Origin of the sequence: Undibacterium sp. JH2W (genome assembly GCF_049340425.1) — a bacterium.
In the GTDB taxonomy this organism is placed as follows: domain Bacteria; phylum Pseudomonadota; class Gammaproteobacteria; order Burkholderiales; family Burkholderiaceae_D; genus Undibacterium.
Map to the genome: position 1 here is coordinate 361,653 of NZ_JBMPOT010000004.1, position 18,531 is coordinate 380,183.

General features: G+C 50.8%; 11 protein-coding genes. 8 read left to right on the forward strand and 3 right to left on the reverse strand.

Going from position 1 to position 18,531, the window contains the following annotated elements:
- Positions 1-19 precede the first annotated feature (19 nt).
- Entirely contained in the window at positions 20-640 is a 621-nt protein-coding gene (locus ACO0LC_RS07980; RefSeq protein ID WP_423002107.1) for a LysE family translocator, read from the forward strand.
- A gap of 23 nt (positions 641-663) precedes the next feature.
- Here the strand turns inward: ACO0LC_RS07980 and ACO0LC_RS07985 are convergent, their stop codons facing one another.
- The 3 genes from ACO0LC_RS07985 to ACO0LC_RS07995 form a co-directional block, all read right to left on the reverse strand.
- Entirely contained in the window at positions 664-2,763 is a 2,100-nt protein-coding gene (locus tag ACO0LC_RS07985; RefSeq protein WP_423002108.1) for a TonB-dependent receptor plug domain-containing protein, read from the reverse strand.
- Between the two features lie 227 nt (positions 2,764-2,990).
- Entirely contained in the window at positions 2,991-5,090 is a 2,100-nt protein-coding gene (locus ACO0LC_RS07990; protein WP_423002109.1) for a TonB-dependent receptor plug domain-containing protein, read from the reverse strand.
- A 108-nt stretch (positions 5,091-5,198) separates the two neighbouring features.
- On the reverse strand, positions 5,199-7,304 hold the full coding sequence (locus ACO0LC_RS07995) for a TonB-dependent receptor plug domain-containing protein (RefSeq protein WP_423002110.1): 2,106 nt from the start codon (positions 7,302-7,304) through the stop codon (positions 5,199-5,201).
- Positions 7,305-7,502: 198 nt separating this feature from the next.
- Here ACO0LC_RS07995 and ACO0LC_RS08000 point away from each other — a divergent pair, with 198 nt between their 5' ends.
- From ACO0LC_RS08000 to ACO0LC_RS08030, 7 genes are all read left to right on the forward strand, one after another.
- Positions 7,503-7,895, forward strand: coding sequence for a hypothetical protein (locus ACO0LC_RS08000; RefSeq protein ID WP_423002111.1), 393 nt, complete (start codon positions 7,503-7,505; stop codon positions 7,893-7,895).
- 86 nt (positions 7,896-7,981) lie between these two features.
- Entirely contained in the window at positions 7,982-8,848 is an 867-nt protein-coding gene (locus tag ACO0LC_RS08005; RefSeq protein WP_423002112.1) for a PhzF family phenazine biosynthesis protein, read from the forward strand.
- 507 nt (positions 8,849-9,355) lie between these two features.
- Positions 9,356-12,154: a TonB-dependent receptor gene (locus tag ACO0LC_RS08010; RefSeq protein WP_423002113.1), complete on the forward strand. Its 2,799-nt coding sequence runs from the start codon at positions 9,356-9,358 to the stop codon at positions 12,152-12,154.
- A gap of 139 nt (positions 12,155-12,293) precedes the next feature.
- Positions 12,294-13,802 carry a tryptophan halogenase family protein gene (locus tag ACO0LC_RS08015; RefSeq protein WP_423002114.1) on the forward strand — a complete coding sequence of 503 codons (1,509 nt, stop codon included), beginning with the start codon at positions 12,294-12,296 and terminating at the stop codon, positions 13,800-13,802.
- 84 nt (positions 13,803-13,886) lie between these two features.
- Positions 13,887-15,098, forward strand: a complete 1,212-nt coding sequence (locus ACO0LC_RS08020; protein WP_423002115.1) for a cation:proton antiporter — start codon at positions 13,887-13,889, stop codon at positions 15,096-15,098.
- A 353-nt stretch (positions 15,099-15,451) separates the two neighbouring features.
- Positions 15,452-16,825: an MFS transporter gene (locus ACO0LC_RS08025; RefSeq protein ID WP_423002116.1), complete on the forward strand. Its 1,374-nt coding sequence runs from the start codon at positions 15,452-15,454 to the stop codon at positions 16,823-16,825.
- 25 nt (positions 16,826-16,850) lie between these two features.
- Complete coding sequence (locus ACO0LC_RS08030) at positions 16,851-18,527, forward strand: alpha-amylase family glycosyl hydrolase (protein WP_423002117.1); 1,677 nt, start codon at positions 16,851-16,853, stop codon at positions 18,525-18,527.
- Positions 18,528-18,531 lie beyond the last annotated feature (4 nt).

Below are 18,531 nucleotides of genomic sequence, written 5' to 3' on the forward strand. Positions count from 1 at the left end.
TTTTCGCCGTTACCTAGCCATGAATTTCACTACACTGTTACTCTTTGTCCCTGCCTGTTTTGCCCTGAATATGGCACCAGGCCCGAATAACCTTCTTTCGTTAAGTAATGCCACCCGTTACGGCTTACGTATTTCATGTCTGGCAGGTGCTGGCCGCCTGTTGGCATTTGCTCTCATGCTGATGCTGGCGTCGGCAGGTTTGGCGGTGGTCTTGCATACTTCAGAGTTGCTGTTCACAGTCATCAAGCTAGGTGGTGCGGCATATCTGTTTTACCTGGCCTGGCAATTGTGGCGCAGCGATACTACACAAACCACAGAAGTGACGACACCCGCTTTGAACTTGCTGGCGCTGGCCAGGCAGGAGTTCCTGGTCGCGATCGGCAATCCCAAGGCGATACTGATATTCACGGCTTTCCTGCCGCAGTTTATCGATCCAGCTGAGCCAACTGCCGGGCAATTCACTATTCTGGGCCTTGCGTTCTTGCTGCTGGAATGGATAGCCATCGTCTTGTACGCCTATATGGGTGTGCATATGCGCCGCTTGTTTGCCCAGCCACGCGGCAAGCGCCTGTTCAACCGTAGTTGCTCAGGTTTGCTGGCAGCTGCGGGCCTGGGCTTGCTGGTTTCACGCCGCAGCTAAGCGGGCTTATGTAGCTGTTTGGCTTACATCTTGTAAATGACCTGCAGATAGAAGTTTCGGCGTGGCATTGGTATGTCATCAGGAATAGCACCCGGTGCGAAACTGGGTTCGCGTGCATCGACATTCATCAAGTTACGTATGCTGCCTGCAATTTCCCAGCGTCCGGCGCTAGTGCGCAGGCTGATGTCCAGGGTTTTGTAATCGGCAATGGCAGGCCGCAGGTCGCCGACAGTGCGTTTGCGCCCGGCTACCCAGTTGAATTGCGAGCTGGCCAGCCAGTTCTGGTTAAATTGCCAGTCAGCACGGGCAAATAGATGATGATGTGGCGCATATCCGGCATCTTCATTGGTGGCTTTGTCGATGTTGTGCTGATAGCTGTAATTACTACTCAATTTGAGCTGGCGGCTGGCTTGCCAGTTCAGCTCGGTTTCTATGCCGCGGCCATCCTGGCCACTGGTATTGGCGTAGGCACTCCCTGAGCCAGATATGGCATCAGGAACAGTGCGTATCAGGTTTTTCATCCTGAAAGCAAACAGATTGAACTTGGCCTGGGCTTCAGGGCGAATTTGCCAGATCAGGGCTGCTTCCAGGGTTTTGATGGTTTCAGGCTGGATACTGGGGTTACCGCGCTGGGTGGGATTGTTGATGCTATACAATTCCACAAATGAGGGGGCGCGGAAAGCTTCACCATACAAGAGTTTGGCAGTCAGGTTATAGGCTGCTTCCCATACCAGCGCCAGACGTGGATTGGTGGTGCTGCCAACATCGGAATAGCGATCATGGCGTATGCCCGCAGTCAGACTCCAGTCTGGTGCTAGCTGCCATTCATCCTGCAAGATCAGATAATCAATTTTGCGCCGATGGGGCTCCAGAAAAGCCAGAGGACCGGTGTAAGCCTTGACATCTCCTGCAGGTTGCGGCAAGCCGCTGCTGGTAATCAAAAAGTTTTTATACTCCAGAGTGTCATACAAATTCAAATCATCGTGCCCTACACCTATGCGTACGTGATGTTCGCGCCAGCCTGAATACAAGAGATAGGCCGACATGCGGAATTGCCGCTCGGAGGTATCTGGTGCACCTATCATGCCTATGGGGAAGCTGCCTGCGGGGAAGGTGACGCCCGCCGGAAAAAGTCTTAAAGGAACCGGTATGCGCTGCAAATATTGCATGGCACTGAAATTAAAGCCTGCGCCCCAATCTTCGCCCAGATGCGCATCACTCCAGGACAGGTCCGAAGTCAGGCGTTGACTCTTCATCTTGCCCAGCGGGTCCAGAGCCGAAGCGATACCCGAGCCTACTCCGAGATTGTCACGCACGATGAGATTCGTGCGCCAGCGCCATTTTTCATAGCCCAGTTCCAGATTGGCATCAATCGCATCATAGCCGCTATTAATAGGACCGGGAGCCAGGCTGGCATGGGTGCCAAACACTTGGTCAAACCCGGTTTGCGCATCTGCGGTGATGATTTCATTATTGCCTGACGTCTTGCCGACACGCAGATAAGCCGCCACATCGAAATTACCCCATTTCCCACCATGCTGTATCCAGGCATCACGTGTGGCATAAGAGCCGGTGCTTACACCGAACTCAGTACCCGGTGTTTCTGCCGCATTCTTGGTGATGATGTTGATGACCCCGCTATACGCATCGGCCCCGTATAGCGCCGAACCCGGGCCACGGATGATTTCTATGCGAGCAATATGTTGCAGGGGGTAACCACCCCAGAGCTGAGACTTATTACCTTGAAATAAGACGGTCAGAGGTACGCCATTTTGCAATACCAGGATCTGCGGATTGAGGTCGCTGACGATGCCACGCACGACATAGGCCGGAAAATAAGCTGAGCCAAATCTCTCCACATGGATGCCAGCGACTGCCTCCAAGACCTGATCAAGATCAGTGGCGCCAGTGGCACGGATATCCGCAGCAGTGATCACACTGGTGACGGCGGGTGCCAGACGCAGCGATTTTTGGCTACCTGTGGCAATACTGACTGTCAGTTTGTCGCCATAGACTGCTTTTAGATCTTCATCCTCTTCATTGCTTGGTGTCTGCGCATGGGCGGACAATGAAAATGCCAGCAAGATGCTGGTTAGCCAGCTGGTGCGTCGCCGTAAGCACATCTTTCCTCCGCAGGTAAATCGCCGGTTCAGAGAGTTTGCAGACTGTTCAATAGGTTTATCATAAATCTGATATGACAGACTGTCATGGCTTTATGCTGGCTTGAGCGCGGCTATTTTTTTACTTGCTTGCTGTAAGCGGAGGAGTGTGGTGGAAATGTCGCATTTATCCCACGCAATGAAAGAGTGGAATGAAAATTCTTTATATCGATTCCGCATACGAGGCTGTTTCACATCTTGTAAACCAGTTGCAAATAAAAACTGCGGCCTGGCAAGGGGATGTCGTTCACTATGCTACCCGGGGCGAAACTTGGTTCACGCGCATCGACATTCATCAGGTTGCGTATGCTGCCAGAAACCTCCCATGAACCTGCATTGGTGCGCAGACTGATATCCATTGTCTTGTAATCGGCGACAGGTGGGCGCGTGTCACCAATTGTACGTTCGCGTCCCGCCACCCAATTGAATTGCGGACTCAGCAGCCAGTTCTGTACAAATTGCCAGTCGACGCGGGCAAACAGATGATGGTGCGGCGCATATCCTGCATCCAGATTGGTGGTCTGGTCGGTATTGCGCTGATAGCTATAATTACCATTCAAACGCAGTTGTCGGCTGGCTTGCCAGTTTAGCTCTGTTTCCATGCCATGCCCTTCCTGGCTATTGGTATTGGCATACGAACTACCCGTACCTTTAATGGCATTGGAAACGGTGCGTATCAGGTTTTTCATCCTGAACTGGAAAATATTGATTTTTGCCTGCAAGTCATTGCGAGCTTGCCAGATCACGGCTGCTTCCAGGGTTTTGATGGTCTCAGGCTGTATGGATGGGTTGCCGCGCTGGGCCGGGTTATTGATGCTGTATAACTCTGCGAAGGAGGGAGCTCTAAACGCTTCTCCGTACATGAGTTTTGCAGTGAGATCATAGGCCGCATCCCAGACCAGTGCCAGACGTGGATTGGTGGTGCTGCCTACATCTGAATAGCGATCATGCCTAAGGCCAGCCGTCAGGTTCCAGTCGGGTGCAAACTGCCATTCATCCTGAATATACACATAGTCTATCTTGCGTCTACGCGGTTCCAGAAAGGCCAGTGCACCTGTATAGGTTTGCACTGCACCGGCCGGTTGGGGCAGACCAGCTGGTGTCACCAGGAAATTCTTGAATTCATAAGTGTCGTACATATTCAGATCATCATGCCCCAGGCCCAGGCGGAATTGATGCTCATGCCAGCCAGAATACATGGCATAGGCTGAAGTACGTATTTGTCGCTCTGAGGTATTGGGGGAGCCTATGATGCCATCAGGGAAATTGCCGGTGGGGAAAGTGACACCGGCAGGATATAAAACCAGGGGCGAGGGCAAGCGTTGCAAGTATTGCATATAGCTGAGATTGAAACCCAGGCCCCAGTCCTGGCCAAAATGGCTGTCGCTCCAGGATGCGTCCGATGTCAGGCGCTGGCTTTTCAATTTACCGCTGGGGTCAAGAGCAGAAGAAGTGCCCGTGCCTGTACCTATATTATCGCGCAAGATAAAACTATTGCGCCAACGCCATTTCTCATAGCTCAGATCAAGGTTGGCATCGATCGCATGATGACCGTTATTCAAAGGACCAGGGGCCAGGCTGGCATGGGTGCCAAACAGTCTATCCAGACCACTTTGCGCATCGACACTGATAGTGTCGGTATTGCCTGCGGTTTCACCAATTCGCAAATAGGCGGCCAGGTCCACGCTAGCGATCTTACCGCCATGCTGTATCCAGGCATCGCGAGTAGAGAGCGAACCTGTGATGATGCCGAATTCTGTCCCTCTTATTTCAGCAGAAGTTTTCGTGATGATATTGATCACCCCACTATACGCATCGGCACCATATAAAGCTGAGCCTGGACCGCGTATGATTTCTATGCGAGAGATATGCTGCAAGGGATAGCCAGCCCATAGCCTTGACCTGTTCCCTGTTAAAAGTACCGTCATAGGTACACCGTTTTGCAATACCAGGATTTGTGAATTCAACTCATTGATGATGCCGCGCATGACATAGGCAGAAAAATCATTGGCACCAATTTTTTCTGCATGCATGCCTGCCACACTTTCCAGGACCTGATCAAGGTCAGTGGCACCCATGGCACGGATATCGGCGGCAGTGATGACACTGGTGACTGCAGGTGCCAGCCGCAGGGATTTCTGGCTACCGGTAGCGATGCTGACTGTCAGTTTGTCGCCATAGATGGCTTTCAGGTCATCGTCTTCTTCATTGTTTTGCGTGCGGGCATTTGCTGCTAATGAAAATGCCAATAGTAGGGCAGTCAGCATGGCTGTGTGTGGTGACAAGTGCATTGCTACTCCAGGGATCAGTCATTGCTTGAATGCACTCATCATAAGTCGCTCAGGAAAGACTGTCACAGGTTTCTGTCATATTGTTGCGCGCTTATCCTTTTTGTATGCTTACATTTTATAGACGACTTGCAGGTAGATGCTCCTTGGTGCCATGGGTAAATCATTGGGTATGGCCAGTCCTGGCGCAATACTGGGTTCGCGTATATCGGCATTGAAGAGGTTTCTGATACTTGCACTCCACTCCCACTTGCCACGTTCACGCTGTGAACGCAGGCTGATATCAACGCTGGTGTAATCAGCGATCGGTGGGCGAGTGTCGCCAGCAGCGCGGCGGCGGTCTGCCACCCAATTGACTTGCGGGCTAAAGGCCCAGCCGGATTGGAACTGCCAGTCTGCCCTTGCATACACATGATGATGTGGTGCGTAACCCGCATCAGTTTGTGTAGCTTCATCGACAGAGCGCTGATAAGAATAATTGGCAAGGAACTTGAGATCTTTATTTAAAGTCCATTGCAATTCTGCTTCCAGTCCACGGCCATTTTGATTGCCGGTATTGAAGAAAGTGGCTCCCGTGCCTGGTGTGGGATTGGCAACAGCACGGATGATGTCCTGCATGTTATAGCGAAAAACATTCAGGTTCAGCAAGATATCCTGATTGGCTTGCCAGGACAGCGCCAACTCCGTGGTGGCGATACGCTCAGGCTTGAGATTGGGATTGCCATTGGCGACGGGATTGAGACCATTGGACTCATTGAAGGCTGGGGCGCGGAAGGCGCGGCCATACAAGAACTTGGCTGTCAAATCATGGCGTGCATCCCACACCAGCGCCAGACGCGGGTTGGTGGTGCCACCTAAATCTGAATACCTGTCATGACGCACACCGGCTGTCATGGTCCAGTCTTTGGCAAAATTCCATTCATCTTGCAGATACAGGTAATCATTCTGTCTGCGGGTAGGCAGGATATGTGGTTGTATCTGGCTATAATCCATGACGGGCCCGGTTGGTATGGGGATGCCAGCCGGGCTGAGCAAGAAATTCTTGATGGTCTGACTGCGGTACAGATAGACATCATCATGTCCCAGCCCTATGCGCAATTGATGATCGGACCAGCCTGAATAGCCAGCAAAGGCGGATAACCGGAATTGTCTTTCCCAGCGTGAAGGGCCGCCTATCATGCCATCCGGGAAAACACCGGTAGGTAATTTAAGGCCCGGCGGCAAGAGTTGCAGACTGCTTTTCTCTGTGTAGTACATGAAACCCAGGGTGCTGCCCAATGTCCAGTCTTTTGCGAAAGCAGTATCTACCCAGGACAGGTCGGAGGTTAATCTTTCTGTCGTGCTACCACCTCCAAAATCCAGTGCAGAAGATACACCTGCACCAGTTTGCAGATCAGTTCGGCGCAATAGACTGGAACGCCAGCGCCAGTTATCCAGGCTGACATCCAGATTGGCGTCGACCGGATTGACTCCTGTATGTACGCTGCCAGGTGCCAGGCTTGCATGGGTGCCAAATAATTTATCATTCCTGGTTTGAGCATCAGCAGTCAAGAGTTCTTTTTGCCCATCCGTGGCCCCGGCACGCAAATATGCTGCGACCTTGAATGGACCCCATAGTCCGCCATGTAATACCCATGCATCACGAGTGCGGAAAGAACCCAACCCGGCACCCACAAAAGTACCAGGTATTTCATCTGCAGTCTTGGTGATGATATTGATAACGCCGGAAAATGCATCTGCACCATAAAGCGCAGAACCTGGGCCGCGTATGACCTCTATCCTAGAGATATTTTCAACTGAAATTGCATGCCAAAGCGCCTGCCCCTTGTCGCCGGTATATGCGGTGGTCATGGGTATGCCATTTTGCAATACCAGCATATGCGGGTTGGTCACACCTCCACCACCTATGCCACGCATGATATAGGCAGGGAAGTAAAGTATCGCGGCACGGCTGACATGCATGCCCGGTATGGTTTCCAGTACTTGATCAATGTCGGTAAAGCCTTGCGAGCGAATATCTTCGGCAGTAATGACGGATGCTACGGCGGGTGCCCGGCGCAGGCTCTGCGCCTTGCCAGTAGCGATGCTGACCATGGATTTGTCACCATATACCAGTGCCAGATCTTCATCTTCTTCGGCGTTGTCGGCAAGGGCGACGCCGCTCAGCAGCGGTAGCAGGGTAGTCAGGCTTAGCAAGAGACGTGGCAGGATGGGCATAATTTTTATGGAGACGCAGACTGACACAAACTAACTGGTTCAGCTTAATCCAGTCGCACACGACTATCAAGCTAAGTGCCACTTAATTGCGGAAAGAAAACTGTTTTACAACGCCTGCATGAAATTACAGGAAAACAAAGTGCAGGTGCTATCATAATCAGCATTCATATTTGTCTTTTTCTCATGGTTTGATAAATTATGTTGATGATCATCGTTGTGGCTGCCAGTTTGCTGATGCTGGCTGGGGCGTATAGCCTTTTTGCCAGTTTGTACTGGTCTCGATCTGGCAATTACCCCAAAAACTGGAAAAAGCTCTTTTTTTACAGCTTGCTGGCTGGATTGTTGCTGGGCCTGGCGTCATGGCTGGGCATGTTCTGGATGCTGCTACCCTATCCAAATATTGCTGGCGAAGGCTGGTTTGCCGGTTTCCCTTATATGGCTGTCTATATTGATGCAAGCGGTTACCACTATCACTTCAATTTTACGCAAGCGAGCGTGATTGCCAATGCTGCGTTCTGGTTTTTATTGCCCATGGCAAGCTTGCATGTCTATGGCAGGTATTGGCATAGACAACAGAAAAAGCCGACATGATATTTCACTTTGTCCTTAAAATTTCTTACCTATACTAAGGGCACAGTATTGCTGAGTTTGTGCAGACGTATGCTGGGGAGCATAAATTGAAAAAACAAATTTTTCCGTTTTCCATGGTGGATGTCTTTGCCAGGCAAACGCTGGCGGGCAATGGCCTGAGTATCTTTGTGCTGGAACAAACCTTGTCCACCTACATGATGCAGGCAATGACGAGGGAAATGCGACAGTTTGAAACTATCTTTTTGCAAAAACTCGAAGGCCAGAACAAATGGCGTGCGCATATCTTCACCATGGAAGAGGAGCTCGGTTTTGCCGGTCATCCCATCATCGGCGCTGCCGCCAGCCTGCATCAGCGCTTCCATCCTGAGGATGCCAGTGCGGAATTTGAATTCGTTCTCAATGAGCGCAGTGTTTTTGCCAGTAGCAGACAAGAGCAAGGCCATTTTTTTGCTGAAATGAATCAGGGCAAGGCCAGCTTTGGCGAGCCCTTGACTGCGTCCGCCTGCGAGACTTTCTTTAAGGCCCTGAATCTGCATGTGCATGACAAGGTGACGGACCTGCCATTGCAGGTAGTCTCAACTGGCTTGCCCTATCTGATTGTGCCGATACAGCAGCATCTCGACAAGGCACGCATTTGCCATGAAAAATTTGAGGCCTTGCTGGCAGGCGTGGGCGCCAAGTTTGTCTATGTGCTTGATGTGCAGCGTCGCGAAGGTCGTACCTGGGATAATGAAGGCAAAGTCGAGGATATTGCTACAGGCAGCGCAGTCGGGCCCGCCGCTGCTTATCTGGTCAGGCATCAACGTGCGCAGGCAGGTGATACCCAGATTTTTGTGCAAGGCGCTTATGTGCACAGGTCCAGTGAGTTGCATGTCACTTGCAACGCTGTAGATGAGACAGTCCTGGTACGGGGGCAAGTCTGCATGGTAGCGCAAGGCGAACTTTACGTATAAAGCACCAAAATTTGATTGCCAGCATCGTGCTTGCATCCTTCTCTCCTGTATAGGCATTGCTGCAAAGAAAAATTTGCCCTTTGCATAAGGTGTGTTCAAACCATGCCTATCTGTTATTGCCATGCCGAGATGGCAACCTCTCACTCACGCAGTCTCCTGGTGATGTCAACGCGCTTTGACGGCCTTGCAGCGTCTTGATTTTTGTCGATACTTACTTCTTTTGTAAGTAGTTCAATTACACAAAGTAGTCTAACTACATTATTTCCTTGTTCTCTTGTGGGGCGTGTGCAACACATTTTGGTGCACTAGCGCCAGGTGCCTATAGTGGTCTTATGTGGTGCATGTATTTTCTTTGTAGTTTTTTGTAGTCTTCGTTTGACACGTAATCTAGTTTTAGTACAAAATTCATTTCGGAACGTTGGGTTCTGATTGTCAGGCTGGTGTTTGGGGTGTGTGGTCTGGCAGCTCGAAGAGTGCAGGTCAAATAAAAGTGTGAGGGGACATTACATGAAACAAGCTACGCAAAAGCGTCATCAGAGCCAGGCTCTGCATCGCTTTTCTTTTAAATTAAGCCCGGTTGCGGCTGGATGTGCAGTGCTGATTTTTGGCATGACCGACATTGCGACGGCGCAAGAAGCAGCAAACAATACCGTGGTCGTGACAGGCATACGCAAGGGTATAGAAGAAGCCATCTCGATCAAGAAAAATTCCAATTCCATTGTCGAAGCGATTTCAGCAGAAGACATAGGCAAATTGCCTGATGCCAGCGTGGCAGAGTCGATTGCCCGTTTGCCTGGCGTGACTGCGCAACGCAGCCGTTCCTCCGGCAAGGCGGCAGATGTCAGCGTGCGTGGTTTGTCACCAAGTTTTAATGGCTCCTTGCTGAATGGCCGTGAGCAGGCTTCCACAGGTAATGCCCGTAGCCCGGAATTTGATTTGTTCCCGGCTGAACTCATGGGTTCGGTGTTGATCTATAAAACACCCGACGCCGCACTGGTTGGTCAGGGCCTGGCAGCGACTATTGATTTGAATACCCTCAAGCCACTGGACTTTGGCAAGCGTGTACTGGCTGCCAGCTACCGCAAACAACGCACTGGCGTACAATCAGGCTCCGAAGAGGGGACAGGCGATCGTGCATCTTTCTCTTATGTAGACCAGTTTGCTAATCGCACTATTGGTGTCTCGCTGGGCTTGACCAAGTTCAAGGAAGATGGCGGTGGCCAGCAAAAGTTTGATTCCTGGGGCGGCTTTGCGCCAACAGTCGATTATAACGGCGCCAAAGTCGTGGCACCGGGTGGATTTAAGTCTGACACTGAAGTCAGCAAGAGTAACCGCGACGGCGCTTCTCTGACGCTGCAATACAAGCCAAATAAAAACTTCAAATCTTCTGTAGACGTATTTTATTCTGCGGGTTCCACTAGTCTGAAGAAAACAGGTCTGGAAGGCGCCATTGCCGGTTCAGCCGGTGGTTATGATCCTGACGGCGTACTCAGCAATGCAACCATCGTCAATGGTGTTGCTACAGCTGGTACTTTCAGTAACTATAAAGGCGTGGTCCGTAATCATAAAGAAAGCGCTGACGACAAGCTGACGTCGATAGGCTGGAACAGTGAAATGAAACTCGATGAGTGGACGGCGGTAGCTGATCTGTCTTATTCGAAAGCTGACAAACATAGCAAGCGCTATGAAACCACCGCAGGTCAGCCAGGTGATGCGTCGGCACTGGGTTCGATTTCTTATACCGGTTTTAATGGCGGCAATTTTTCTGATGTGAAGTACTCTACCAGCCTGAACTATTCCGACCGCAATGTCGCCAGGCTGACTGACGTGGATGGCTGGGGTGGCGGTCCGAATACGCCGCAAGCGGGATATGTGGCTCTGCCAGATATTAATGACAAGGTCAACAGCATACGTCTGAGTGCTAAACGTGACCTGAGTTTTGGTCCTGTTGTCGCGGCGCAGTTTGGCCTTAATTATACTGACCGCGACAAGGACCGCACGGGCCAGGAGGGACGCCTGGTTGTCAAGGGTACCAGCGGATATGCATCTGCAGCTGTGCCTGGCAGTGCTGTCGCAACGGCAGGTACGGTCGGTTTGCCAGTTGTATCGTTTGATCCCGATGGTTCTTTGGGTACGATTTATGACCTGGCGCGCTGGGTTGACGCATCTGTATTGGCAAAAGATTGGTCTGTAAGTGAAAAAGTCACCACTGCCTATGCCATGGGCGACCTGGATGGTCAGGTAATGGGCTTGAACTATCGTGGAAATTTTGGTGGACAGTTCATTCACACCAGCCAGCGCTCGACCGGTAACCAGGTTGATCTGGCCAAGTGCACGGGCATTACAGTTGACACTTGCCCATTCAAGACTACCTCTGGTGGCAAGTCATATTCTGATTTCTTGCCTAGCCTGAATGTCTCTTTTGATCTGGGTAAAGAGCAGTTCTTACGTGTGGGTCTGGCAAAAGTTTTGTCACGTGCCAATATGGATGATCTGCGTGCCAGCCAGGAATTTGGCGTCAAGACCGGCGGCGCCTTCCCTATTCTCACTGGCAGCGGCGGCAATGCCGAGCTCAAGCCTTTCAGTGCCAAGGCTTTCGATTTGTCCTATGAAAAATATTTCGGCAAGAAGGGTTATTTCAGTGTTGCCGGTTTCTATAAGCAGCTCGATACTTATATTTACCGTGCACCACGTACTTTTGACTTTAAACCTTTTGTCAGTGCAACCACACCTTTGCCTCTGACTGGTCCATATCAAGGTTCTACGGTCGGTTTGCTGACGACGCCACAAAACGGTCAGGGCGGTAATATCCATGGCTTTGAAGTTGCCCTGAATATTCCATTCTCCATGATTACTCCTGTGCTGGATGGCTTCGGTGTCATGGTGAATCACTCTGATACATCAAGCCAGATTACCCTGCCAGCTTTTGGTTTTGGTACGTCAAATATCAGCGCCGAAAACATCCCCTTGCCAGGTTTGTCCAAGCGTGTCAGCAATCTGCGTTTGTACTATGAAAAGAATGGCTTCCAGATAGCGATAGCAGGACGCAAGCGCTCTGACTTCCTGGGTCAAATCAGTGATTTCCAGGATAATCAGCAATTGACTTTCATTAAAGGTGAAACTATCGTTGATTTCCAGGTATCGTATGAATTCCAGACTGGCTACCTGAAAGGTTTATCGTTGCTGGCGCAAGCAAATAACTGGAATAATGCACCTTTCCAGCAATATGATACTGATCCAAGCAAGATTACTGACAAGACCGTGTATGGCAGGACTTATCTGTTCGGCCTGAACTACAAGTTCTAAGAACCTATTTGCGATCTTAAGCGCGTGCGAGTCCTGATTATGCTTACTCGCTACAGATCGTAAACAGGTTTTGAGCTGGATTGTAGGCAACCCCTGTCAGCGCGAGCTCACGGGGGGTTGTTTTTTTGGTGGAGACAAAATGCAGAATACAACTATAAAAAACGTGGTGATTGTTGGTGGTGGTACGGCAGGCTGGATGACGGCAACTGCGCTGGCGACTGTCTTGCAGGGGCAATATCAAATACGGGTAGTCGAGTCGGATGAAATTGGTATTGTCGGTGTCGGCGAAGCGACCATACCGATGATACAAAGATTCAACCAGGTTGTCGGCATCGATGAAAATGAATTCCTGCGCGAGACCCAGGGTACGTTCAAGCTAGCGATAGAATTTGTCAACTGGGGCAAGCAGGGCGATCGTTACATGCATGGCTTTGGCAGCATAGGCCAGGACCTTGGCAGCGTGCGCTTTGACCAGTACTGGCAAAAAATGCGCAAGCTGGGCAAGGCTGATGAGCTGGCTGCCTATTCAATCACCCGCATGATGGGTAAGGCAAATAAATTCATGCCGGCTCGCCACGATGTACCAAATTCACCGCTGAACCAGATTGGCCATGCCTATCATTTTGATGCCAGCCTGTATGCGCGTTACCTGCGCAAGATTGCTGAAACCCGCGGTGTAGAGCGTACCGAAGGTAAGATAGTCTCAGTCAGTCAACGTGAGGCTGACGGCTTTGTCGATGCCATCATTCTGGAAAATGGTGAACGTATAGAAGGTGATTTATTCATCGACTGTTCCGGCTTCCGTGGCTTGCTGATAGAGCAGACCTTGCACACCGGTTATGAAGACTGGTCGCACTGGTTGCCCTGCGACAGGGCGCAGGCCGTGCCTTGTGAATCTGCGCCGGAGCTCTTGCCCTATACCCGCGCCACCGCACACCGCGCTGGCTGGCAGTGGCGCATCCCGCTGCAGCATCGCATAGGCAATGGCCATGTGTATTGCAGCCAGTATGTCAGCGATGACGAAGCGGCTTCCGTGTTGTTGTCCAATCTTGATGGCAAGCCACTGGCTGATCCACGCATAATCAAATTCAAGACTGGCATGCGCAATAAAACCTGGAACAAGAATGTGGTAGCGATAGGCTTGTCCAGCGGCTTTCTCGAGCCATTGGAATCCACCAGTATCCACCTCATACAATCAGCCATTGCACGCCTGATCGACTTCTTCCCTGACCAGAGTTTTAATGCTGTTGATATCGCTGAATACAATCGCCAGTCGCGCTTTGAATATGAGCGTATCCGTGACTTTGTGATCCTGCATTACAAACTCAATCAGCGCGATGATTCAGCTTTCTGGAAAGCCTGCGCAGCCATGCCCGTGCCGGACAGTTTGCAGCACAAGATTGACCTGTTCTGCGCCAGCGGGCGCCTGCTGCGCGTTGATAATGAATTGTTTGCCGAGGTTGGCTGGCTACAGGTTTTTGAAGGGCAAAATTTAATTCCTGAAAACCGCCATCCTCTGGTAAATTTGCAGACCGAAGCGGACACTATGGAATATCTCGATAGTGTGCGTGAGGTAGTGCAGAAATGCGTGGCCATCATGCCAGGACATGCTGCCTATATAGCCCAGCATTGCAAGGCCAGAAGCTGAGTCAGTACTGTTTGGGGGGGAGGTGCCACTGTTACGTTCCACTAGTAGTGGCGCATAGAAAAATAAACTCAAAAAATATAAATTATGCATACTGGTATGAGCACTACCGAGATTTTCCTGATCGCGATGTTCGTGATTTTTACTCTGCCTTATCTGATTTGGCGGGTAGGGAAAACCGACTATTACGCGCCACTGGTAGTAGTCCAGATTATCACTGGTATTTTGCTGGGGCCTGGTGTGTTGGGCGCGATTTATCCTGACTACTACAAATTTGTCTTTAATCCCCAGGTGATACAGTCATTGAATGGCATCGCCTGGTGGGCCGTCATGATTTTTGTCATGATTGCCGGAATAGAACTGGACTTGAAGAAGGCCTGGGAATATAGGCGCGAAAGTACCATCACAGCGGGCCTGGCATTGGGCATGCCATTACTGTTTGGTTGCGTAGCTGGTCTGGGTTTGCTGAGTATGGATGGCTGGATGGGGCCTAAGGCCATGAGCTGGCAATTCGTACTCGGTGTGGGCATGTCCTGCGCAGTCACCGCCTTGCCTATTCTTATCCTGTTGATGGAAAAACTTGATATCCTGCGCCAACCCATAGGCCAGCGCATACTGCGTTATGCCAGTCTTGATGATATTGCCATCTGGGGCGTGCTGGCGGTGATCTTGCTGGACTGGACGCGCATGGGGCGGCAAGTTGGTTTTTTAGTGGTGTTTGCCATTGCCACTGTCTTGTTCCGCAAACTCATGGTCTGGCTGGAAGAGCGTGACCGCTGGTATGTAGGCCTGATCTGGCTGGCGGCTTGCAGTTTTGCTGCGGACTGGGCGGGCCTGCACTATATGGTAGGTGCTTTCCTGGCAGGTGCTGTCATGGATGCCCACTGGTTTAATCAGGAAAAAATGGATCTCATGCGTCACCATGTCTTGCTGGCCATCATGCCAGTGTTTTTCCTGAGCACGGGTTTGCGCACCAACTGGGCCGTGGGCGGTACTGCGGTATTCATTGCAGCAGCCGTGCTGCTGGTGGCCTCTGTGTCGGGTAAGTTGATAGGCATACAGGTCGCAGGAAAAATATTGAAATGGGAAAAAGGCGAGGCATCCATCATAGGCTGGTTATTGCAAACCAAGGCTTTGATCATGATTATCTTCGTCAATATTTTGCTCGATAAAAGCATCATCACCAGTGAAACCTTTACTGCCTTGTTGCTGATGGCGATTGCCAGCACCATGCTGACCGTGCCTGTGGTGTATCCGAAATTGCAAAAAATGAAGGAGCTGATTTTCAGGAGTAAATAGGCTTTTTGAATTTTGGTTTTTCAGGCGAAATGCCCGTTGCTTTTGTGAAAGTGGCGGGCATTTTCTTTTGATGGTGTGTGTCAGAATAAGTTTGAAAAAAATAGAAAATGATGGGTAGTATTGCTACAGATTGCTATTTTCAGCTTAAGGTTTTGTGCGAATTTTTCATTTTCACCATGCGTGACCATTGTTTGTAGTTATCCTTAAAAATTTATGTAGTTTGGTTACATTTTGCTGTGGTAGTATTTCAAAATGCAGATGTGCTTAATATGGTGACTTTGTTGGGAAGTCGTTTTCAGCCAGCAAGCCGTACTGCAACAGTAGTTCATAATAAAATTTGGGGACAAAACACCATGCAAGTATCTGCATACAAACCGCGTCTGTCGTTCTGGCAGTTGTGGAATATGAGTTTCGGTTTCTTTGGCATACAGTTTGGTTTTGCACTGCAAAATACCAATACCAGCCGCATTTTTTCTACCCTGGGGGCGAACCCGGATGATCTGGCTCTGTTCTGGCTGGCTGCACCCATTACTGGCTTGCTGGTGCAACCTGTCATTGGCTATTTGAGCGACAATACCTGGCACCCATTTTGGGGCCGTCGTCGTCCTTTCTTTTTTATCGGTGCGATACTGGCATCCATCGCCATGTTCCTCATGCCAAATTCCAGCGCCTTGTGGATGGCGATAGCGGTGTTGTGGATGATGGACAGTGCCATCAATATTTCCATGGAACCTTTCCGCGCCTTTGTCGGTGACAAGCTTGATGTCTCGCAACAAACTGCGGGCTTTGCCATGCAGACTTTCTTCATCGGTTGCGGTGGTGTGATTGCCTCTCTGTTGCCGACGATATTCACGGATTACCTGGGCGTCAGCAATGTGCCAGTGAATGGCGCGATACCTGATACCGTGCGTTACTCCTTTTATTTTGGCGGTGCCATATTTGCCTTGTCCGTCATGTGGACAGTTTTCGCCAGCAAGGAAATCCCTCCGGCAGATCTGGAAAAATTCAAACAGGAGCGTAAAAACAACCAGGGCATAGGCAAGGCAGTCAGCGAGATCCTCGGTGGCTTTGTCAGGATGCCCAAGACCATGGTGCAACTGGCGTTGGTGCAATTTTTTACGTGGGTCGCCTTATTTGCCATGTGGGTCTACACCACGCCTTCGATAGCACAAACTGTCTTCCATAGCAGCGATGCGCAATCAGCAGCTTTCCAGGAAGGCGGTAACTGGGTGGGCATCATGTTCGCGGTGTATGGTGGCGTATCTGCACTCGCTGCTTTCTTATTGCCTGTGCTGGCAAAGATGACCAGTCGCAAATTTGTTCACATGCTCTGTCTGGTCATAGGTGGTGTCAGCCTGATGAGTATCTTCCTGATCTCATCCAAGCAAATCCTGCTCTTGCCCATGGTGGGCGTGGGCATAGCATGGGCCAGTGTACTGACCATGCCTTACGCAATCCTGGCAGGGGCTTTGCCAGCGAACCGCATGGGTTATTACATGGGCCTGTTCAACTTCTTCGTGGTGATACCGCAGATCATTGCCGGTGTCGTGCTCGGTGCGATCTTGAAGCACTTCTTTGATAACCAGTCCGTCAAGGTGCTGATGCTGGGTGGGGCTTGCATGATACTGGCTGGCCTACTGACCTTGCTCGTCAAGGATGAAGCCGCAGAGGGAGCGTCGGTCGCATCAAGCGTGGATAAGACCGCAGCTAATGCTGCAGCAGTTTAATCTTTGCATTCGACGGAACCCTCTCATGCAAGCAAAAGCAATCAGACTGGGGCTGGCAGCATTGCTGGCTGCGTCCTGTAGTTCCATGTCGCTGGCTGCACCGAAGTTAAAAACAGCCCAGCCATTTTTATGGGAAAACGCCACTGTCTATTTTTTACTGACAGACCGCTTTCATAACGCCAACCATAAAAATGATCTCGCTTATGGTCGTAAAAATGATGCCGCGCCCCAACGAGGTTATGCTGGTGGCGACCTGGCTGGCATTACTGCGAGGATCAAGTCTGGTTATTTCAAAGACCTGGGTGTCGATGTCATCTGGCTGACGCCGCCGGTTGAGCAAATTCATGCAGGTACGGATGAGGGAACGGGCAAGTCCTATGGCTTTCACGGCTACTGGGCCAAGGACTTCACCCGTGTCGATGCCAACCTAGGCACTGAAGCGGACATGCGCGAGTTCGTTGATACCGCCCATGCGCACGGCATGCGTGTCTTGCTCGATGTGGTCATGAACCACCTGGGCCCAGTGACTGAGCAAGACCCGGTCTGGCCAGAAGAATGGGTCAGGACATCGCCCACCTGTACTTATAAAGATACTGAAACCACCGTCAGTTGCACCCTGGTCAAAAACCTGCCGGATATACGGACAGACAGCAAAATCACAGTCAGCTTGCCGCCAGTGCTGGTAGAAAAGTGGAAAGCGGAGGGGCGTTACGAGAGAGAAGTCAAAGAGCTGGATGATTTTTTCCAGTGCACAGGCCTGCCACGTGCACCACGCTACTACCTCATGAAATGGCATGTGGACTGGGTAAAAAAATACGGTGTTGATGGCTTCCGCGCTGATACCGCCAAACATACAGAACCAGAAATCTGGAAAGAATTGCATGGCCTCGCCAGTGCAGCTTATGAAGACTGGAAGCAGGCTAACCCTCAAAAGAAACTGGGCAAGCAGGCTTTCTTCATGACTGGTGAAGTGTATAACTATGCCCTTGCCCACGGCCAGGACTTTGACATGGGTGACGGTCAGACGGTCAATTTTTACCAGAATGGTTTTGACAGCCTCATCAATTTTGGTTTCAAGTCAGATGCCAACAAGACTTATGAAGCCTTGTTCAGTGATTATGCCGCGCGTTTGCATGGGCCTTTGGCCGGATACTCTGTGCTCAATTACATCAGTTCGCACGATGATGGTGGGCCCTTTGATCTCTTACGCCAAAAACCATTTGAATCGGCCAATAAACTCTTGCTGAGCCCCGGTGCTGCACAAATTTATTATGGCGATGAAACCGCGCGCTCACTGAATGTAGCAGGTGCACAAGGCGATGCGACCCTGCGCTCCTTCATGAACTGGGATGAGCTGGCAAAGAATGTCAGCCGTGATGGCTACCGCATTGCTGATGTGCGCCAGCACTGGAGTCGCCTGGGTTTGTTCCGGCGCGCCCATCCTGCCGTAGGCGCTGGCGAGCATGAAAAACTGGCGGACCAACCTTATACCTTCAAGCGCACTTATGACAAGAACGGTATCAGCGATAAGCTGGTGATTGCACTGGATATTCCCGCTAACAGCAATCCTGCCATTAGCGTCGCAGGCGTGTTTGCCGATGGACAAAAACTGCGCGACTATTACTCTGGCAAGACTGCCACAGTCGTCGATGGCAAGGTGCAATTCAATAGTGGCTTGAGCACGATATTGATTGCGCCTTAGTAAG